The 19,317-nt window shown below is 36.7% G+C and carries 14 protein-coding genes; 2 read left to right on the forward strand and 12 right to left on the reverse strand.

The window, feature by feature from the left end; genetic code table 11:
• Positions 1-61: 61 nt before the first annotated feature.
• The 12 genes from HN014_RS01055 to HN014_RS01110 form a co-directional block, all read right to left on the reverse strand.
• Positions 62-2,482, reverse strand: coding sequence for a DUF3160 domain-containing protein (locus HN014_RS01055; protein WP_176027059.1), 2,421 nt, complete (start codon positions 2,480-2,482; stop codon positions 62-64).
• A gap of 163 nt (positions 2,483-2,645) precedes the next feature.
• On the reverse strand, positions 2,646-4,121 hold the full coding sequence (locus tag HN014_RS01060) for a CapA family protein (RefSeq protein ID WP_176027060.1): 1,476 nt from the start codon (positions 4,119-4,121) through the stop codon (positions 2,646-2,648).
• A gap of 16 nt (positions 4,122-4,137) precedes the next feature.
• Complete coding sequence (locus tag HN014_RS01065) at positions 4,138-5,316, reverse strand: AIR synthase related protein (RefSeq protein ID WP_176027061.1); 1,179 nt, start codon at positions 5,314-5,316, stop codon at positions 4,138-4,140.
• A 95-nt stretch (positions 5,317-5,411) separates the two neighbouring features.
• Positions 5,412-6,920 carry a carboxypeptidase-like regulatory domain-containing protein gene (locus tag HN014_RS01070; protein ID WP_176027062.1) on the reverse strand — a complete coding sequence of 503 codons (1,509 nt, stop codon included), beginning with the start codon at positions 6,918-6,920 and terminating at the stop codon, positions 5,412-5,414.
• Positions 6,921-6,968: 48 nt separating this feature from the next.
• A complete protein-coding gene (locus HN014_RS01075; RefSeq protein ID WP_176027063.1) occupies positions 6,969-8,399 on the reverse strand; it encodes a CsgG/HfaB family protein in 1,431 nt (476 codons plus the stop codon).
• A gap of 6 nt (positions 8,400-8,405) precedes the next feature.
• Complete coding sequence (locus tag HN014_RS01080; RefSeq protein WP_176027064.1) at positions 8,406-8,810, reverse strand: curli production assembly/transport component CsgF; 405 nt, start codon at positions 8,808-8,810, stop codon at positions 8,406-8,408.
• A gap of 107 nt (positions 8,811-8,917) precedes the next feature.
• Positions 8,918-9,646 carry a CsgE family curli-type amyloid fiber assembly protein gene (locus tag HN014_RS01085; protein WP_176027065.1) on the reverse strand — a complete coding sequence of 243 codons (729 nt, stop codon included), beginning with the start codon at positions 9,644-9,646 and terminating at the stop codon, positions 8,918-8,920.
• A 12-nt stretch (positions 9,647-9,658) separates the two neighbouring features.
• Positions 9,659-10,150 carry a hypothetical protein gene (locus tag HN014_RS01090; RefSeq protein WP_176027066.1) on the reverse strand — a complete coding sequence of 164 codons (492 nt, stop codon included), beginning with the start codon at positions 10,148-10,150 and terminating at the stop codon, positions 9,659-9,661.
• A gap of 175 nt (positions 10,151-10,325) precedes the next feature.
• Entirely contained in the window at positions 10,326-11,504 is a 1,179-nt protein-coding gene (locus HN014_RS01095) for a hypothetical protein (protein WP_176027067.1), read from the reverse strand.
• A gap of 340 nt (positions 11,505-11,844) precedes the next feature.
• Complete coding sequence (locus HN014_RS01100) at positions 11,845-14,031, reverse strand: glutamine synthetase III (RefSeq protein ID WP_176027068.1); 2,187 nt, start codon at positions 14,029-14,031, stop codon at positions 11,845-11,847.
• A gap of 405 nt (positions 14,032-14,436) precedes the next feature.
• Positions 14,437-15,393: a calcium/sodium antiporter gene (locus HN014_RS01105; protein WP_176027069.1), complete on the reverse strand. Its 957-nt coding sequence runs from the start codon at positions 15,391-15,393 to the stop codon at positions 14,437-14,439.
• Positions 15,394-15,576: 183 nt separating this feature from the next.
• A complete protein-coding gene (locus tag HN014_RS01110) occupies positions 15,577-16,440 on the reverse strand; it encodes a M57 family metalloprotease (RefSeq protein WP_176027070.1) in 864 nt (287 codons plus the stop codon).
• Between the two features lie 185 nt (positions 16,441-16,625).
• Between HN014_RS01110 and HN014_RS01115 the strand changes: the two genes are divergently transcribed.
• A complete protein-coding gene (locus tag HN014_RS01115; RefSeq protein ID WP_176027071.1) occupies positions 16,626-18,515 on the forward strand; it encodes a histidine kinase in 1,890 nt (629 codons plus the stop codon).
• Between the two features lie 7 nt (positions 18,516-18,522).
• On the forward strand, positions 18,523-19,272 hold the full coding sequence (locus HN014_RS01120) for a LytTR family DNA-binding domain-containing protein (RefSeq protein WP_176027072.1): 750 nt from the start codon (positions 18,523-18,525) through the stop codon (positions 19,270-19,272).
• The last annotated feature ends 45 nt before the right edge of the window (positions 19,273-19,317 follow it).

The following is a 19,317-nucleotide window of genomic DNA, read 5'->3' on the forward strand; positions in this document are numbered from 1 at the left end:
ATTTTTACTATTCTCAATCATACAACCAACACCTTTAGCTTTCCTAAATGTTCTTTTTTTCCTACTCTTCTCCATAGGTATCTCCCATCAGCGCATAACTCGGTTTGGTTTCCAAAGGTTTTGCAGGGGTAATCAAAGTATTACGAATCCACCGAGGACGTTTGGGATTAGTTTTGAGTTTCTCCTGCCAATCCATATCAGTCATAGGGGATGGAGATAAAAATTCATAATAACTAAAAACTGCTCCTCTGGTAATATAATAGCTACCATTAATCTCAGCGACCACATACACCTCATCAGCATGACCAGTTCCTACTTCTAAAAATTGTTTGTAATTATATACATCGGCAACTACTGCCATATCTGCTTCCTGTTTAGGGAGGTGATCTGTTTTAAAAATACGGAATAAAATACGCTCCATTCTGGCACCAATCCAAGAGAGTTCTATAAATTCTTTTTCGGTTACTTTTTCTTTTTTCAATTGTTTTTTACTCACATTCAACAGGAGATTTGCCAAATCTTCTAATTCCTCATTTATAAAACGCAAATGATCTGTATAAACAGCCGCTTCCTGCAAAATTTCTTTTTCTAGTTTTAGTAATGCCAGGGCATGCTCCCAAAACTTAATATTAGGTTCTACGTAACTCAGATGCTGTGGTGGTGGCGGTCCTCCTCCCTGTCCTCCCTGAGCTGCAAAAGCAGGTTCTGAGTATAGAATCAAATCGTGTTTTAAGGTTGCCCATGCAGCTAATGAAGTGGAAACATTTTTAGTTTTCCAGAAATCTGTCTGCATAAAACCAGGATAATTACTATCTGATTTATTCATTTGCAATAACAACTGCATGGTTTTGGTATATAAATTCTTATCCCAATCTGAATAAGCTGCAAATACCTGCTGTAAAGAATCTACCTTCTCTGGATAAGCTTCCCAGGTAGTTTCATCTTTATATACTCCTTCTATTATATGGGATGCCTTTTGATTCCCTAATACAGAAAAAACATCCAATCCTCTGGGATACGGGCGTTTGGATTTTACTCCATCTACATGAACCAACTTCATAAAAATAGCAGCATCCATACTATAACGTCCTGCAGTAAACAATACATTCATTCTGTTTTTATCTGCCGTTTGGGCTTGTATTTTATTGACTTCCCGCTTTTTTAATGCCGCAATCAACTCCTTTTTTACTGACCTGGTATACATTTCCTTACGCTCTATTCCTTTATACAACGTATCTAATACCTCTATAACAGTTCCTATTGACAGGTTATCTTCTTCTCCTGCCATCATACTTATCAGCGAATTAAATCGGGTATAATCCTTCATCAATGCACGATCAGACCGTATCATATCAGCTAGTAATAATACCGCATCAAATCGTTGTTTTTCATCCAGAAAAAAGGGAGCGTAATTCAGCCATTTGATTCCGGTAAAATATTTCTTAAGCGTCTCGCTCTTGGTATAGTTTCCCCTTGGAGTAAATTGTTGGTAGTCTGTCATCCCATTAGAAATTCCCAAAAAATCTGATCGGTTTCCCGAATGATTTTGAATTTTCTCTACTTCCTCCTTATAAAAGGATTGCATTTCTTCGGGGACTTCTTTTTCCTCTCCTGTCAATGCTGTACTACCAATAGCAATATAAGTGGTCAGATATGCCGCTGCCGCTCGTTCTTGTTTATGCGCTGATTCTTTATACACTGTATAAGATTGCGTATACAAGGTATTGAGCATCGTACGCATCATTGGAATAAACTGTTCTTCTTCTACATGCTTTAGTATGCCACTAAAGTACTTATGCAATAACTGCAAATATGAATCAGTTGTGACAAAATTGGGAATATATTGATAGTGATTATAATCATATAGGTGAAACATTTGTTTATGTCCTCCCGGAATAATACAGGCATTCGTATTCTCTAAAGAACGTTGAATACTCCCTCCCAGGTTTTTAAATTGAGAGGTATTCAACACCTGATTAAATGCGATAAATGTATGCCCATTCTTTTCTACAAACGGTTGTTTTTTAAGTGTCTCTTCAGCTTCTTTTACTTTGGTAATAAAGCGTTTTTCTTTAGAGGTTAATTTTACTTTGAAATCCGGTACATCAAAAATAGGTTGATACCATTCATATTGCATAAAGTGTCCCCTGGCAATTGCATCCTCAAACAGATACCCCTTTCTGGCAAATAATTCATTTCTCAGAATGCGAAGTTCATCCAGTGTTTTTCCTTTTAGGGAAATATCAAAATCAAAAGGTTCCGGGTAGATTCGCTCGGGGTACCATTCTTTGATAAAATCGATTTCGTAATAGGCTGCCAACTCTTCTTCAAAGGGGTCTGCTACCTCCGTTTTTTCTTCTAATCCGGGAACCATTTGCGCCTCGGGGTCTTCCTCTTCTACTCCTCCTTCTTTTTTTGTTAAAAAATAATAGCCTCCTCCTACGATGGCGGCTAATACAACAAAAAGAATTCCTTTTTTCATCTGTTTATTCTATAATTTTAAAAGATCAAATAAAATGTATTGAGATTATTTTAATCCAACTCCAAACATCACCTATTTCACATGGTCGTTTATTAGATTACTTGTTCACAATTACTTTTTAAAAAGTTGCTATCGATGCCGCTTCTATTCTAAACACGAGAGATCACAAGGCATTAAAAAACTGAGTGGCTGTTGTTTCGTCTGCTCCTTTGAGCACAAAGCGATCCAGGGTAACTCCAAAATTTTTCCAATAGTACTTTCCTACCATAAAAGTATGATAAAATTCCAAAGAATACACATAGACTTTTCCCTCTTCTTCCACTAGTTTTACATCTTTTAGCTCGTAGCTTAACTGAGACCCTAGCCATAGAGGTCGTATTTTTCCCTGATCCAGAGAAAAAGTAAATAGTCGTTTTGCTTTTTCCGGATGGTATTTGGTCGCCTTGACAATTCCCAAGACAATATCGGTTTTACCATCACCATTAATATCTCCTTTTTGAAGTGTGTACACCGGATAATCTAATCGTTTTTTATCTATTTCCTTTCCTGTAGTATCTATTACAGATAACCGATAGGCTTCTCTTGTTTTCATCCTGGAGACCCGAATTCTTCCCTGAAAATGAGCATCATCAATACGTACTTCCCATATATCTGTTGCTTTCTTCTTTTCTTGCAATAGCCATCCATTAGGAATCGGGCTAAGAGCTACCTTTTCAAACCAGCTATTTTTAGCTAATCTGGATATTTCTTCTTTACTGACAAAACTTGGCTTTCCTTTGTGCAACCGAATTGGATAAAATGCTAACTGACATAGGTGATTGTCCTGAATCTCCATCTGGAGAATCCCTCCGGTATTTGTTCCTGGACGTACTTGATCAAAGATCAAATTCCCCAGACTGTATATAATTGGCTTTCCTTTATAATAGGAGATCTGCTGTACGACATGTGGATGATGACCTATTACAATATCGACTTGATGATCTATCAGTTGTCGTGCAAGCATCGATTGTCTGGAGGTAGGTCGATGGGTGTACTCCATTCCCCAATGCACAATCACTACGATAACTTCTTTAGGATATTGCTGCCGGTAAGACTGAATACCTTGTAATAGTATTTCTTCTCTATCACATAGTACTCCGGTACTCCCTCCTACATCTGTATATGAAAAAACCCGTACTGTTGTATTTCCTTTTTGGAGAAGAACCGGATTACAACTCCCTCCTATAGGTATCACTCCTGCTTCCTGGAGATACCGTTGTGTTTCTCTTACTCCAATCGCCCCGTAATCCATGCTGTGATTATTCGCTATGCCAGCATGGGTAACTCCCGCATTATACGCAGCTTTTGCCCACTCCGGGTCTCCTATAAATGTATATGTTTTGTTTTCAGGTTCCAGTACCTGTGAAGAAAGAACTCCTTCCATATTGATAATAGAAGCATCTTGCGTTTGATATAATGGAGCTATTTCACTAAAAAAATCCGATATACCGGTAATGGATGCTTGTTTCCGAATACCCCGATCCGGCATCAGGTCTCCTGAAACGGTAATAAAAATAGATTCCTCCTGATATTTTGAACAAGAAACAGCAAAAATTACCAAGAAAAATAGGCTTCTTCTACAAATGTCAGAAGGAATCATCTATGCGTTATACTACTTAGTATTCAAATGTTCCAAAAGGAGATTTGATCGTTAATTTTTTGGTATCAGCAGCTTCTACACGACCTATAATCTGCGCATCTACATCAAAACTTTTGGAAATTGCGATTATTTCTTCTGCAATTTCTGGCGCTACATATAATTCCATACGGTGCCCCATATTAAATACCTGATACATTTCTTTCCAGTCGGTTCCGGAATTTTCCTGAATCAATTTAAACAAAGGTGGCACTTCAAATAAATTATCTTTGATCACGTGCACATCCTCTACAAAATGTAATACTTTAGTCTGCGCACCTCCACTACAATGTACCATTCCATGAATGGTATCTTTTTTATAGGTTGCTACTATTTTTTTGATAATCGGAGCATAGGTTCTTGTCGGAGACAATACGAGTTTCCCTGCATCGAGAGGAGCTCCTTCTACAGTGTCCGTTAATTGTGTTTTTCCAGAATATACGAGTTCATCCGGCACGGCGGCATCATAACTCTCTGGATATTTCTCTGCCAGTACCTTACTAAATACATCATGTCGGGCAGAAGTAAGTCCGTTACTTCCCATTCCTCCATTGTATTCTTTCTCATAAGAAGCTTTCCCGAAAGATGCTAAACCTACGATTACATCTCCGGCTTGGATATTGGCATTATCAATAACATCCTCTCGTTTCATACGCGCTGTCACGGTAGAGTCAACAATAATTGTTCGTACCAAATCTCCTACATCTGCAGTCTCTCCTCCGGTAGAATGAATCGTTACTCCAAAACTCTTAAGCTCTTCCAATAATTCTTCTGTTCCATTAATTATCGCAGAAATTACTTCTCCAGGAATACGGTTTTTATTTCTTCCGATAGTAGAAGATAGCATGATATTATCGGTTGCTCCAACACATAATAAATCGTCAATATTCATAATCAATGCATCCTGTGCGATTCCTTTCCATACTGAAATATCTCCTGTTTCTTTCCAGTACATATATGCCAAAGAGGACTTAGTTCCTGCACCATCGGCATGCATAATCAAACAATAATCTTCATCTCCGGTCAGGTGATCAGGTACAATTTTACAAAATGCCTTGGGAAAAAGCCCTTTATCAATATTCTTAATGGCACTATGAACATCTTCTTTTGATGCTGAAACTCCACGCTGGGCGTATCGCTTACTAATTTCTTGACTCATTATTATGGGATTAAATGGCAAAGATAATGGAATTCAGCGGGCTGAAAAACTATCCTGTCAAAAAAGGTTTTTTATCGCTCAGCAGACTTTCCTTTTTATTCCCAATCTGCCATCGCAGCACCTTCTATCAATGTTTTCCTATTAGAAATATCGCCAATTTCCACAGTCTGAATATTTTTTACAGAACGTCCGTCATTAGAGGTATTCACAAAAATAACTGCTGCTTCATTAGGAGAAAAACGGGCATCCAGGTCATTGGTTCCTGCTGGTTTTCCTGTCGATAATTCGACTGCTGTTCCATCTGCAATAGTATGTACAAAAAGTTTAGAATCCAATTGTCTGTATGTCACATGCTCAAAACCGGAAACATCTCTGCTATACAACACTTTGGTTCCGTCAACCGACAGATTTATACTACCTGCAGCTCCAGGCATTCCTGTTAGAATTGTATCTTTTACCGCCCAGGAGGCATTGAGAGTAAAAATAGCTACCTCATATCCATTGACATCGTTTACTTTTACTACAGTCGTATGAGTGGTATCATTATAATCTATTTCCGTAATCAGTTTTCCATCTCCGGTTTTGAACAATTGCTGCACGCCGCTCCCATCTGTTTTTATTCGATACAGTTTATCCTGACTAGGGAATAGCAAAGTGGCTCCTCTGGAACTCCAGGAAAAATCTACCTCTTCTAAATTAAACCCTGAAACAGGTACCGTAGTGGTTACCTGCCTGGTATCAGAACCGTCTTCTTTCATGGTAAACAGTTGGATTTTCCCTCCTACCGACTGTAAAAAAGCTATGCTTCCTGTATGTGCGCTTCGTCTGGGACGAAAACTGTTCTTATCCAATGCTGTTAACCGCACTTCATTTTCTCCGTTTTCATCTGCTGAATAAATCACACTATTACCATTTACAAGTCGGGTATATAAAATCCGATTATCTGGTGCTACCCCTGTCTCAAAAGAAAAGGTTTCACTATAAACGGGATCATTAATATCATCTGAGGAGGTCACCTGCCAGAAATATTTAATTCCATATCCCAGACCTGATAACACATAGGTAGTATCGCTTATATTTTCAAAAACTTCTACCGAGCTGTTTTCATCATTTTTTAAGGTAACGGTATAGGTCAATTCATCTGCATCCGGATCTTTTCCGATCCAGGTTAATGTCACTTCTACCGGAGCTGCTGTGGTGTTATCTTTTGGAGAGACCAGCATCGCCGCTTCTGGAGGGCGATTCCCTGCTGTTTCTTCTTCCATTTCTACCACTACTTCTACTGCTTTGTCCTTTACTACAGAGACCGGAGTAAATTTAGTCAACAATCCTTCTCGCTGCGTTGATAATGAATATTCTCCAATGGCTACATTTTCTATCTTGTAGAATCCTTTTTCATCTGTAAAAACAGTACTCGAACTGGGGTTGGTAGAAACTTTTACATTTTCCAACGGTTCATTACTTCCTTTTTCTACAATACGCCCCTTAATACTTCCTACTCCTTCCAGCTCAATAGTATCCTCACTACAAGCTAACAAACTTCCTAAAAACAGCAGCATTATTCCTGCTCCCAACGATCGCAAATGGTATCGTCTCCACAACATAAGCATCTTGTTTATCAAAAGGGTTATTTTATTGTCAGTTTTCATCCTTTATTTCTTCTTTTGATTATCGACTGAGGTTTCTTTTTTTATCTTTTTTTTGTGTTCTTTTTTCTTAAACAAACGATCAAAGTACCAGTTGACTCCCACAGAAAAGGTAAAATATTGATCATCTCTTTTTCCCTGCACGACATTATCCAGTTCATCACTCATTACCAGATTATGGGTCGCATCGACCTGAACTCCTACAGTATCAGATAGCAAGTATTCTATCCCTGCCCCATACTGAAATTTAAACAGTGTCTTCTCGAATTCATCATTACTCACCATCCCGGCTCCTCCAAAAAGGAATGGGGTAAACGACTCGAAGGGCAATAAGATTACTTCTGTAGAAAGATTAACCGCATTAAGTCCTTCTACAAAAGCTGCTCCATTGCTCAAGTCCATTTTCTGTACACTCAAGTTCATATTGAGGTAGGGGTTTAGAAACCATTTTCCTCCTAATTCGGTGGTATATGTAAGTTCTGCATCAGCATAATCTCCACTAATCAATGCCCCTCCTACCTTAGCTGCTATTGCTGCTTTTCCCCGTCTTTCTTTAAAATAACGATCATACAACCGGGTATTTGCTGCTGTTTCCTTTTCTGCGTGATATTCTGCAACCCAAGTATCGATAGCAGCTGTATCTCCTTTTGCTTTCCACAGCTTATCTTCTATCCCTTCGACAATCAAAGAATTTACTGCTTTTTCTATAGCTTCTGTAACAGCTAACTGTGCTGGTTCATTACGGGTATATCCAGTTTCTGCTTCTAACAGCCGCTTAAAATTAACATATCTAAAAAAATTGGCACTTAAGGATTGTGACAAGATGGTTTTAGACACATATACTGTTTTCAGAATTTTCCCACTGGAAGTTGATACCGCTCTCAGGTATACTGTGATTCTATCTTGTCGGTATTGGGTTGCTCCTCCAATTCCAAAATAACGAGCTCCCAGACCTCCGGTAACGATATTAGAATCATATGATACAATTCCTCCTTCCAGAATGATCCCTGCGTATAGCAGAGGAGGTAATTGCGGCTCATTAGGGTTCTTTGTTTTTCGGTATTCTTTTCTGGTGGAACGAATGATATTTCGTTCATTGAGCAAATTGCTCAGGTTTTCTCTTTCTATAGGAACAAACCACTTAGAATCTTCCAGGGCTTTTATCAAAATGGTAGTTGCTCCCTGAGTTACTGCTGTACTAAAGGTACTTCCGTTTTCTGTAGGTTTATATTGTCCAGTTTGATCTCTGAATTTATAGACTCCTACAACAATAGGTTCTACCGGTTGCGGAGCTTTTTGTAATTTTTTGGTAACTGAAGTCTGTTCGCCTAATCGTGCTTCCTGCACGGAGAAAGGTTGGCTAAAATAACTGCCGCATCCTGTTAAAGATAAAACAATACCCAACAGTATGCCTACTAAATGAAATGATCTGCGCATTCGTATCTAATTAGGTATTATTACTTGTGAACGGTCTCCGGTACTGGTATCGAGAATATCGACCACCAGTCCATCTGCTGATGGGAATATTTCTATATACAAGGTGCCAAATGTATAGGTTCCTTCTCTTAGTCCGTCTTTTCCGAACTGCTCCTGAAACAGGGATCTGGAAATCTGACCTAATACCTGATTGTTTAGGTTTTGAGTGAATCTTTCTATATCTGATTCTTCTCCCCTGGAACGTTCTGCGTCCTTAAAAGTATTTTGGGCTTCGGCTGAACTGAGCAGCCACTGGTAGTTAAAAGTATCTCCACCAAAAGCCGGATTAATGGGTTTGTACACTAAATCTTGTCCGTATCCCAGTAATGTCATAAAGCATACAAGAACAAAGATTAAACTTTTTATTTTCATGTGTTTATACTGTTGTTATCAATGTCACAAAACGTACCGATCATCCTGCTATCTGCGAACAAACTACATATGGACCGTTTTAAACAAATACTATAGACTACTTCCTCTCAATATTGAAAAATAGCCTTTTTTTGGTTTCTGGCGTCCTTAAAATATTTGTACACTTTTCGGATAGCGACTCGTGACATTTCTTCTAAATATTCCAAATCTGGTTTCCCTAAAAACTCATGTAAGACGGTTTCTTCTATTTTCACCTGAATAATGGTACTTCTTCCAAAGCTCAATGTCTCATAAATTCCTACAACTTTATTGCCATTAATCTGATTCATCAGATAGGATTGATAGAAAAAATCATAGAAATCTTTTCCCGGTTTTGTTTTGGTTTCTTCTATTACAATTCCTTTTAATTCAATACCATCTTCCGGTTCCTTCGGATCATCTGTTAATCTGCTTACTTTGTCCGGGGCTTCATTAAAAGCGACCCGGTCTTTTCCTATAATCCGATCTTCATCGTAGATCAGTACTAAAATGACAACTTTATTTGTTTCATCATTCGCTACAATAGCATTAGAAAGTACAATACTCTCATTTGCTTTTACTGTAAAGCGACCTTCTTTTACATTTTTGGTTAATACATTGTTCTCATCTGTAGTAAAAATGCTAAAAGAAAATCGCAAACTCTTATAGATCTCAGAAGTGTTGGTTGCGATGGCTGTTATTTGAGTCGCATCAGCAACCGCTTCTTGTTTTAAGGCTGCTACTACTTCGTTATTGGCATACTGTGTCCACCCTGATGCAGTCATCAATAATGCGCACAATATCCCTATACATTTCATGTCCTGACAGCTCTAAAAATTACGTATGATAATGGTTTTATCAGTTCCTGTCATTTTTACCTTCATATCTTTGGACAATGAATTACTTCCATATCGTCTGAATTTTAATTCACTTCCTTGCTGAAGGACTTCCGATTTTGTAACAAGACCTGCATTAAAACCTATTTCTTCAATAGAATTTCGGTTCCCCAACTGGGTCAATTCTTTTTCGGTTCTATCTGCTTGTTCTCGAATCGAGATATCATTTTCATTTCCTTTCTGAACGATGGAAATCAATGAGGAATTTGATTGTATATTGGACAAGATAGTGTTCTTATCTCCTATTTGCTGAATGAAAACCGCATTAGTCTGCTGACTATTTGTATACTGCCGCAATTGATCTGCCTGTGAAAACACAACAAAATCTCTATATGTTTGCTGTGTATCCGAGGAACTTTCTTCCTGCGCGACAAGAAAGTGTATACTAAAAAAGGGAATCATCCATAGTAACTGTGTTCTTTTCATGACAACGATCTTTATGATAAAATGAAACGAATACTAATTTTCTTTTTATACCATTATGTAGTGGGAAAAGGCATATTTCATATTATATACTCTTATATAATATGAAATATGCCAACACAACAATATGGTGTTTCTGCAATCTCAGGGATTACTGAAAACAATTACTGGTGTAGTATTATCCTCCTATCTGAGTAACTACAGCAGCGTTATTCTTTCCATTTTGCATGATTACACTTTGGTGAGAAACTCCGTTCTGACGAACTGTCGTCATGTTTCCTGTTCCTCTTTGTGTATCCTGAGCGATGTTTTCTATTCCTTCCTGAATGATGTCACTGAAGTTTGCTTCTCCGTTTTGTACAGATGTTGCTTTGTTATCATTTCCTAATTGTATCTGAGTAATCGTATTTTCTACTCCAAATACTCCTGTCATTCCTTCTTGCTTAGCTTCTGCTATATTTCCATTTCCGGATTGTCCTTGTGCAATATTGTTATTCCCTCCGAAATACTCTAAGTTTTGAGTACCAGATGCACTGTTTCCATCTCCAATCTGAACCTGAACTACGCTATTTCCTACTTCTTCATGCTGAGCGAAGGCGCTGTTTTCATTTCCTTCCTGAGTTTGCTCTACAATTCCTCCGGTAGCTTCAAAAGCACTGCTCCCCTGAATAGAAGTTGCTGTGTTTCCTCCTCCTATTTGTGTTTGAGTAGAAGAGTTTTCTTCTCCGAACTGAGTTCCTTCTGCTAAGTTTGCTTCACCGTTCTGAGTTTGCTCAGAATAGTTAATTGATCCAGATTGCTCAATCGTTACGGCATTAGATACACCTTCTTGCTGAGAAAGACTGAAGTTTTCTTCTCCATTCTGAGAAGCTACTGCAGAGTTTTCTGCTCCTAATTGATTCTGAGTTGCCTGATTGGCCGTTCCAGAGGTAAAGAATCCATACCCTTCTTGCGAAATGGTAGCAGTATTGTCCTGTCCTTCCTGATTTTGATTTGCGACATTATCGCCTCCAAAATGTACTAAGTTTTGAGTAACAGAAGCATTATTTCCCATTCCTAATTGTTCCTGTACTACCTGGTTATTGTCTTCCTCGTGTTTTGCAAAAGCGACATTTCTGATCCCTGTTTGCGTCTGTACAATACTTCCGTTTCTGGCAGTAAAAAGGTCGCTCCCTTGAACAGCCTCTGATGAGTTAGCTTCTCCTTCTTGAGTTACTAATGCCTCATTGGTTGCTCCAACCTGTGTAACGTTTGCTTTATTATCATCTCCAGTCTGACCGACATTACTAGAATTAGATTGTGCAAACATTGTAGTTGCGCCTAGTATAGCTACGGCGCTTAAAATCAACTTTTTCATGTGTGAATTATAATTAAAGGTTAAAAATTACAAGTAATATTACGCAACTATGACCACTAAAAACAGTCTGTTTTTATTGCAATAAAAAGCAAGTTCTTAATAAAAAAACATTTGGGGGGAGTCAAATATCTAAGGGTTTTGTCTTAATAGTAGTGTCGTTGACAATCTAAAATTATAAAATAATAACACACCTTTTTTAACATTCTCAAAAAATTCGATGAAATACCCAACGAAAAAAAGTCGTAAAACTTGTGTTCTACGACTTTTAAAAGGTTTTTCAAGGATGTTAATCTTTTACTAATTTATCATAATTTTTCTTAACTAGTAAGCGCTTTCCTACTTATCTTGTAAATAATAATTCACGATATTTAGTCAGTGGCCATAATTCATCATCGACCAACAGCTCTAATTTATCACAGCTATATCGAATTTCATCAAACAACGGTTTTACCCTATTACAGTAATCCGCAGCTTTTTGTTCCGTATCTTCCAATGCATTTGCTTTCTTACGTTCTTCGGTCATTTCATTTACTTTGGCATTGATAACACTAATATGGTGAGAGATTTCTTCTATAATATCTAATTGCTCTTTTCCATATTTTTTAAAGTCTGCTCCGTATAATTCTTTTAAACCGGTAACATTGCTGATCAACATATTTTGATACTTAATCGCAGTAGGAATCACATGATTTCTTGCGATATCTCCCAGTACACGTCCTTCGATCTGAATACGCATTACATATTCTTCGATTTCAATTTCATAGCGTGCTTCTGCCTCTACCTTATTCATCACTCCCATTTGCTCGAATAATTCCAGGTTTTTCTTAGCTACTTTTGCTTTTAGTGCTTCCGGAGTTGTCTTATTATTGCTTAATCCTCTTTTTTTAGCTTCTTTTTCCCATGCTTCTCCATATCCATTTCCTTCGAATAAAATATTCTTGGAATGCTTGATATATTCTCTAAGGATATTAAAAATCGCTTCGTCTTTCTTAAGATCTTTAGCCTCGATTAAAGCATCTACTTCTTTCTTAAAGTCTACCAATTGTTTTGCTACAATTGTATTAAGAATTGTCATTGGGTTTGCACAGTTTGCCGTTGACCCTACTGCTCTAAACTCAAATTTATTTCCTGTAAAGGCAAATGGAGAGGTTCTGTTTCTATCTGTATTATCTAATAAGATTTCAGGAATTTTCCCTACCACATTTAGCTTTAGATCTGTTTTTTCTTTTGGAGACAACTTTCCATCGGTTACTCCTTCTAGTTCTTTTAAGACAGCTGTTAACTGCTCTCCTATAAATACGGACATGATTGCCGGTGGGGCTTCATTAGCTCCTAATCTATGATCATTACTCGCAGAAGCTATTCCCGCTCTCATCAGCTCTTCATTATCATGAATTGCCTTGATGGTATTGATAAAAAATGTCAAGAACTGCAGATTGCTCATAGGTGTTTTTCCCGGACCTAATAAGTTTACTCCTGTATTTGTTGACAAGGACCAGTTATTGTGTTTTCCTGACCCGTTCACCCCTGCAAAAGGTTTTTCATGTAACAAAACCTTGAAGTTATGCTTAGCAGCTACTTTCCCCATAATATCCATAACTAATGAGTTATGATCTACTGCCAGATTAGTTTCTTCATAAATAGGTGCCAATTCGAACTGGTTCGGCGCTACCTCATTATGTCTTGTTTTTACAGGAATTCCCAACAACATACATTCTTTTTCCAGGTCACTCATAAATGCCAACGCTCTATTAGGAATACTTCCAAAATAGTGGTCATCCAATTGCTGTCCTTTTGCTGAAGCATGTCCTAATAATGTTCTTCCTGCCATAACGATGTCTGGTCTGGAATCTGCCAATGCGCGATCAATCAGGAAATATTCTTGTTCCCATCCTAATGATGCGTTTACTTTTTTTACATTCTTATCGAAGTATTTTGCTACATCAGCCGCTGCATGATCTACAGCTTGTAAAGCTCTTAACAAAGGTGTTTTATAATCTAACGCTTCTCCGGTATAGGCTACAAATACTGTAGGTATACATAAGGTTGTTCCATATATAAAAGCAGGAGATGTCGGATCCCATGCAGTATACCCTCTTGCTTCAAATGTATTTCTAATTCCTCCATTTGGAAAAGAAGAAGCATCTGGTTCTTGCTGTACTAATTGTCCTCCTCCAAATTTCTCAATAGCTTGTCCATTCCCAATAGTCTCAAAAAAAGCATCGTGCTTTTCTGCAGTAGCTCCTGTCAATGGCTGAAACCAGTGTGTGTAGTGCGTTACTCCTTTAGACAACGCCCAATCTTTCATTGCCGAAGCAATCTGATCTGCAATTCTTCTGTCGATTTTTGATCCGTTTTCTGTAGCATCAATAACACTATTATATGCATCTTTTGTAAGATACTGTAACATGGTTCCTTGATTAAATACATTCTGACCAAATAATGATGAACGTCGCTCTTCTTCAGTTACTACTACTGTTTTACGACCTATTGCTTCTTTTAAGGCATGAAATCTAAGTGTTGACATAATTGAGTTTTTGCTGCAAATATATAATTAAAAACAGAAACACCCCTAAAAAAATGAGGGTCAACCATTAATTTTACAATAAAAACATTTTACACCCCCTATTTTTAATAATATCTTAATCCAAAATGATATTTTGTTTTAGTTCTTATAAATATCTTTAAACTCAGGTATCGTTTTATTTTTTTTAAGTACAAACCCAACTTCTAATTAATATAAAGACACAAAAAAAGCATGTACTGATATACATGCTCTTGTAACTTTTTATACTTTCCAAAGACGATTCTTAGGAACTGCTTCTTTCGCAGCCTTATCTCCAGATACTATTATTCATATGGTTTTTATCTTATAATTAAAATAGGACCAAGCCTTAAGATTCATTATTAACAATTAGAGATCCAAGGTGGTTTATTTCACAAAAACCAAGGCTACAAAAATACAATAAGCCGCAAAGATCAATAATCCTTTAGGACGACTTAATTCCATTTTTTTAGGAATAAAAGCTAAGGGCAATAACACGATCGCAAAACCAAGCATCCAAAAAATATTCACATCAATCAATGCTGCATCTTTTACTTCTATAGGCTGAATCAAAGCTGTAATCCCTAATACAGATGCTATATTAAAGATATTGGACCCTATCAGGTTTCCCAAGGAAATGGCTTTCTCTTGTTTTAATGCAGCAATAACAGAAGCTGCCAATTCGGGGACACTGGTCCCTACTGCTATTAATGTCACAGCAATGACTCCTTCACTAACCCCCATGCTTTGTGCTATTTCCTTAGCCCCATCAACCAGCAACTCAGACCCATAAAACAATGCAACTGCTCCTATTAATAGCCATATGACAATTTTAAAATTAGATACTTGCCGTAACGCATCATCAACTTCTTCTACTTCTTCCTCTCCCCCTGACTTTCTTGCTCTTTTGATCAACAAATACAAATAGGTAACCAGAGAGGCTAATAATATACCTCCTTCTAACAGAGATAAAACCCCATCATTATTAAGAAATACATATAATGCCAGTGATAATAACACCATCACAGGCCAATTAAACTTGTAGAAATCTTTATCGATTGCCAAGGGACCAATCAGCGCAGTAATCCCTAATACTAATCCTATATTGGCAATATTAGAACCGATTACATTTCCTAACGACATATCTGACAATCCATCTAATGCAGCCTGTATACTTACTAATAATTCCGGTGCCGAGGTCGCAAAAGACACAACCGTCAATCCAATAACCATTTTGGACAATTGTAATTTAAAAGACAACGCAACTGAGGTTCGCACTAAAAATTCGCCTCCCACAACCAGAAGAACCAATCCTATAATGACATATAAAATACTTCCTAACATAGTAACTAATTTACCCGCGAAGATACTATTCTTTTATTCAAAAAAGACAAGATTTAGAAAAGCTATTTTTCCTTACCGGATCAGCCGTTTTTGAAATGGAAATTCTTCCAAACAAAAAAGCAGCAACCCCCAATCGGCTACTGCTTTTTTTTCTTAACTATGATACGTCGTACACGCTATGTATTAATATAAATAGTTAAGGGCTACTCTGTCGAAATGACTCCATTCGCCATCTGTATTAAACGGATAACATGCATTCATGATCGAATTCGCATCTCCTCCTGGTCCCGCTGTTCCAGGAATATACACCAATCCGTCATTAGAGACTCCTTCATTACTGTTCTCTCCGCATGTCTTTCTTGTATCCCAATCCGTATGCCTAAATCCTACACAATGACCTATTTCATGTGCTAACAAATGTTCTAACTGCTGGTTACTTTCTCCAGTATTTGCTCGATTATTAATCCTTACCCGTGTAAAAGGATATCCATTTCTAGGAAAACCTGCAATCCCAGATGATTGGTTAGGACTCGGATTAATACTATTATCTACATATACGAGAATATCATTAGGTCCCCAGCTTGTTCCAAAAGACAATTCGAATCGAATACTTAAATTCTCATTGTTATAATTATCTACTGCATATCGCAACCCTGTCTGAGCTGTATTACTTAACCCAAACTGATTGTTTCCCGTGTATCCAACTACTCGAATTATATTTGTTGCGGTTACTATATTAGTAGTTCGATACTGTTTATTTCTTATTCCTCCGTGCAATTCCATTCCCATCAATTGATCATACGACATTAAAATATCACCTTCTATAACATACATTTCTTCCTGGCTCCCATCGATATCTGTGATCATACGTTTTTCTACATTATTAGGGTTATAATGCAGTTCGGTAATCTTTGCTATTACTTCTTTAGAAATTTCCCTGGATTCTTCTGGTGTAAAATTCGCTGTGGCATCTTTTTCACATGATACCATCATGGATGCTGCGATTGCTGTAACAGCCATCGCTTTCACTGACTTTGTTATTTTCATTAGATATTGAGTTTGTTTATGACTACAATATTAGGATTGATCAAAAAAAAATACTAATCAGACTACACCAACGGTAAAGAACAATACACAAAACACATTTTTTTAACAACAAAACAACATTTTTTTAACTAAATTTAATTTTAAATTAGCTAATTCGTAATTTTGTCATAAATTCCCCAAAAAAAGTGTCAACTAATCACTATTCTACTTTATTATATATACTTATAGGGTGTTTCCTTTTCCAAACAGCCTATTCTAAAAACTTTTACTCATTTCCTCTTCAAGACACTAAAATCGATTCTGCAAAGGCACGGTTAAGAAAAAAAATACACAATGCCAAAGAAAGGAATGATGCAAAGAAATATATTCAATACAGCTTACGATTACTAAGACAAGAGGTTCATTACGAATTGACAAATACAGATACTGAAGCTCTTTTTTCTCTACTGGATTACTGTGGAGAGAAAGAAAATATCGATTGTCTGGCAGAAACACATATGATGATCGCAAAGCAGTTCCACAAAGGAGAACAATACCTGGAAGCATTGGATTATTTCAAAAGAGCCCGGGAATTATCACAAAACAGTGATAGCAAAAATCTGAAATGGGAAATCCTAATTTGTCAGGGGCTTTTACTATCAGAGCTCTATGAGTATAAACTTGCCAGAGAAAACTATATCGAATCTCTTAATTATTGTACAAATAACAAGTACAGAACCGCTACTTCTATCCTGAATATCTCCGCTACATATACTACAGGAACTTTGGATTCTATGGTATATTACTCCAGTATCGCTCTGGATAAATTCAAAAAAATAGATCCAAAAACCGTTAGCGGTCCTCACTTACAGCAAAACATCAAAACGAGTGTTAACAATATTGCTTATGGTTATATCAAACAGCAAAAATTATTAAAAGCAAAACGCATCATAGCAGAAAACATCGATCTGAACAAAACTTCTCACAGTCAATTATACTCTTTTGATTCTTTCTTTTTTCACACCCTTGGAGAGCTTCATTACAAGTTAAAAGAATATGATAAAGCCATTGAATACTACAATAGGTCTATCGATACAGTTATTCAGAATCACCCCGCTTCTAATACATATAGCTTAAATGATCTTGCTGAAATTTATGAGATAAAAGGAGATTATAAAAAGGCGAACGTCTACTTAAAAGCTAAAGAAAACTATGTCAAAGAAGTTGAACGATTAAACATAAAAAAAGAACTAGCCAAAACAGAATACCATCGTGTCCTGAAGAAAAAAAATCAAATTATCAGTACACTGGAGGAAAAAAACATAAAAACCAATAAGCAGGTTTCTAACATTAGGATTATTGCGATTACCACCGGGGTTTTTAGTCTATTTAGTATTTTAATATTTCTGGCTTTTTATCAAAAAAGCCGTTTAAAAATTGCTCAACTAAATGAAGAAATCAGCCTTACCCGACTCAAGTCCTTAAAATCTATGATGAATCCTCACTTTTTATTCAACTCCTTTAATACCCTTCAGAGTCTTATCCTGCAAAAAGATAAATTTCAGGCCAGCGAGCACATGCGTTCTTTATCTCAGCTGATTCGAAAAACCTTATTTAATGCGGATAGCCTTTTTATCAAACTCAATGAAGAACTGGAAATTCTGGAAACATATATTAAACTTGAAAATGAGCGATTCGACAATCAGTTCATCTTACACAAATCTGTTGACCAAACACTAATCAACATGGATCCAAAAATCCCATCCATGATTATTCAACCACATATAGAAAATGCTATTCTACACGGACTTAGCCATAAGGACAAAAAGATACTAAAGATCCATTTCAAAAAAAAGGGGAATCTTGTGCAATGCATTGTAGAAGATAACGGGATCGGACGAGAAAAATCAAAAGAACTCAATACACTTAAACGAGAAGCACATTTATCGATTGCTTCAAAAAATACCTCAGAAAGAATTAATCTGTTAAAAAAAATCGGCTATAAAGAGACAGCTCTGCATGTTGATGATTTATATGATACAGAAAATAACCCGATAGGAACCCGGATTATTATTGATCTTCCTATCATTAAATGAGTACGCTATGAATATGAAATTAAAATGTATTATCATTGATGATGAAAAAATGGCTAGAAACAGCCTAAAGGTTTTATTAAGCGCCTATTGTCCAATGGTAGAAGTCATCGGAGAAGGAGAAGATGAGGCTTCTGTAAAAAAATTATTCAAAGAATTAACTCCAGATATTGTATTTCTGGATATCCAGCTTGGTAACAACAATATCTTTACTATTATTGAAGATGCTGATTACAGTAATTTTAAAATCGTTTTTATCTCCGCTCATGAAGAGTATGCCTTAAAAGGGTATAAGTACAATGCCATTGATTACCTGTTAAAACCGGTAGATCCTATTAAACTCAAGGAGGCTGTAGAAAAAACTGCTCAGATACTAGAAAAAGAAAGAGCTTCTCAAAATGAGATTATTGAAAACTTACAAAAAATATATGCACAAAACGGTCCGGCTCAAATTATTTTATCAGATTCCAGAGGGTCTCATGTGATTAAAGTAGATGATATTATGTATTGTATTGCAGAAAGAAACTACACATCAATCATCCTTAGAGATCAGCCGCAGATTGTCGTATCGAAAAACTTAAAATTTTTGGAAGAAAAACTAAGTCACCCTCATTTTATCAGAATTCACAAATCCAACCTTATCAATATTCACTACCTAAAATTGTTATGTAATGATGATGGTGGGCATATTATTATGAGTGATGGAAAAACACTTTCCATTTCCAGAGATAAAAAACGTATGTTGCTGAATAGTATTTAAATTTTGTACTAATATCGCACAACTAATCGACCTAAACACATTCTC

The organism is Aquimarina sp. TRL1 (assembly GCF_013365535.1).
Classification (GTDB): domain Bacteria; phylum Bacteroidota; class Bacteroidia; order Flavobacteriales; family Flavobacteriaceae; genus Aquimarina; species Aquimarina hainanensis.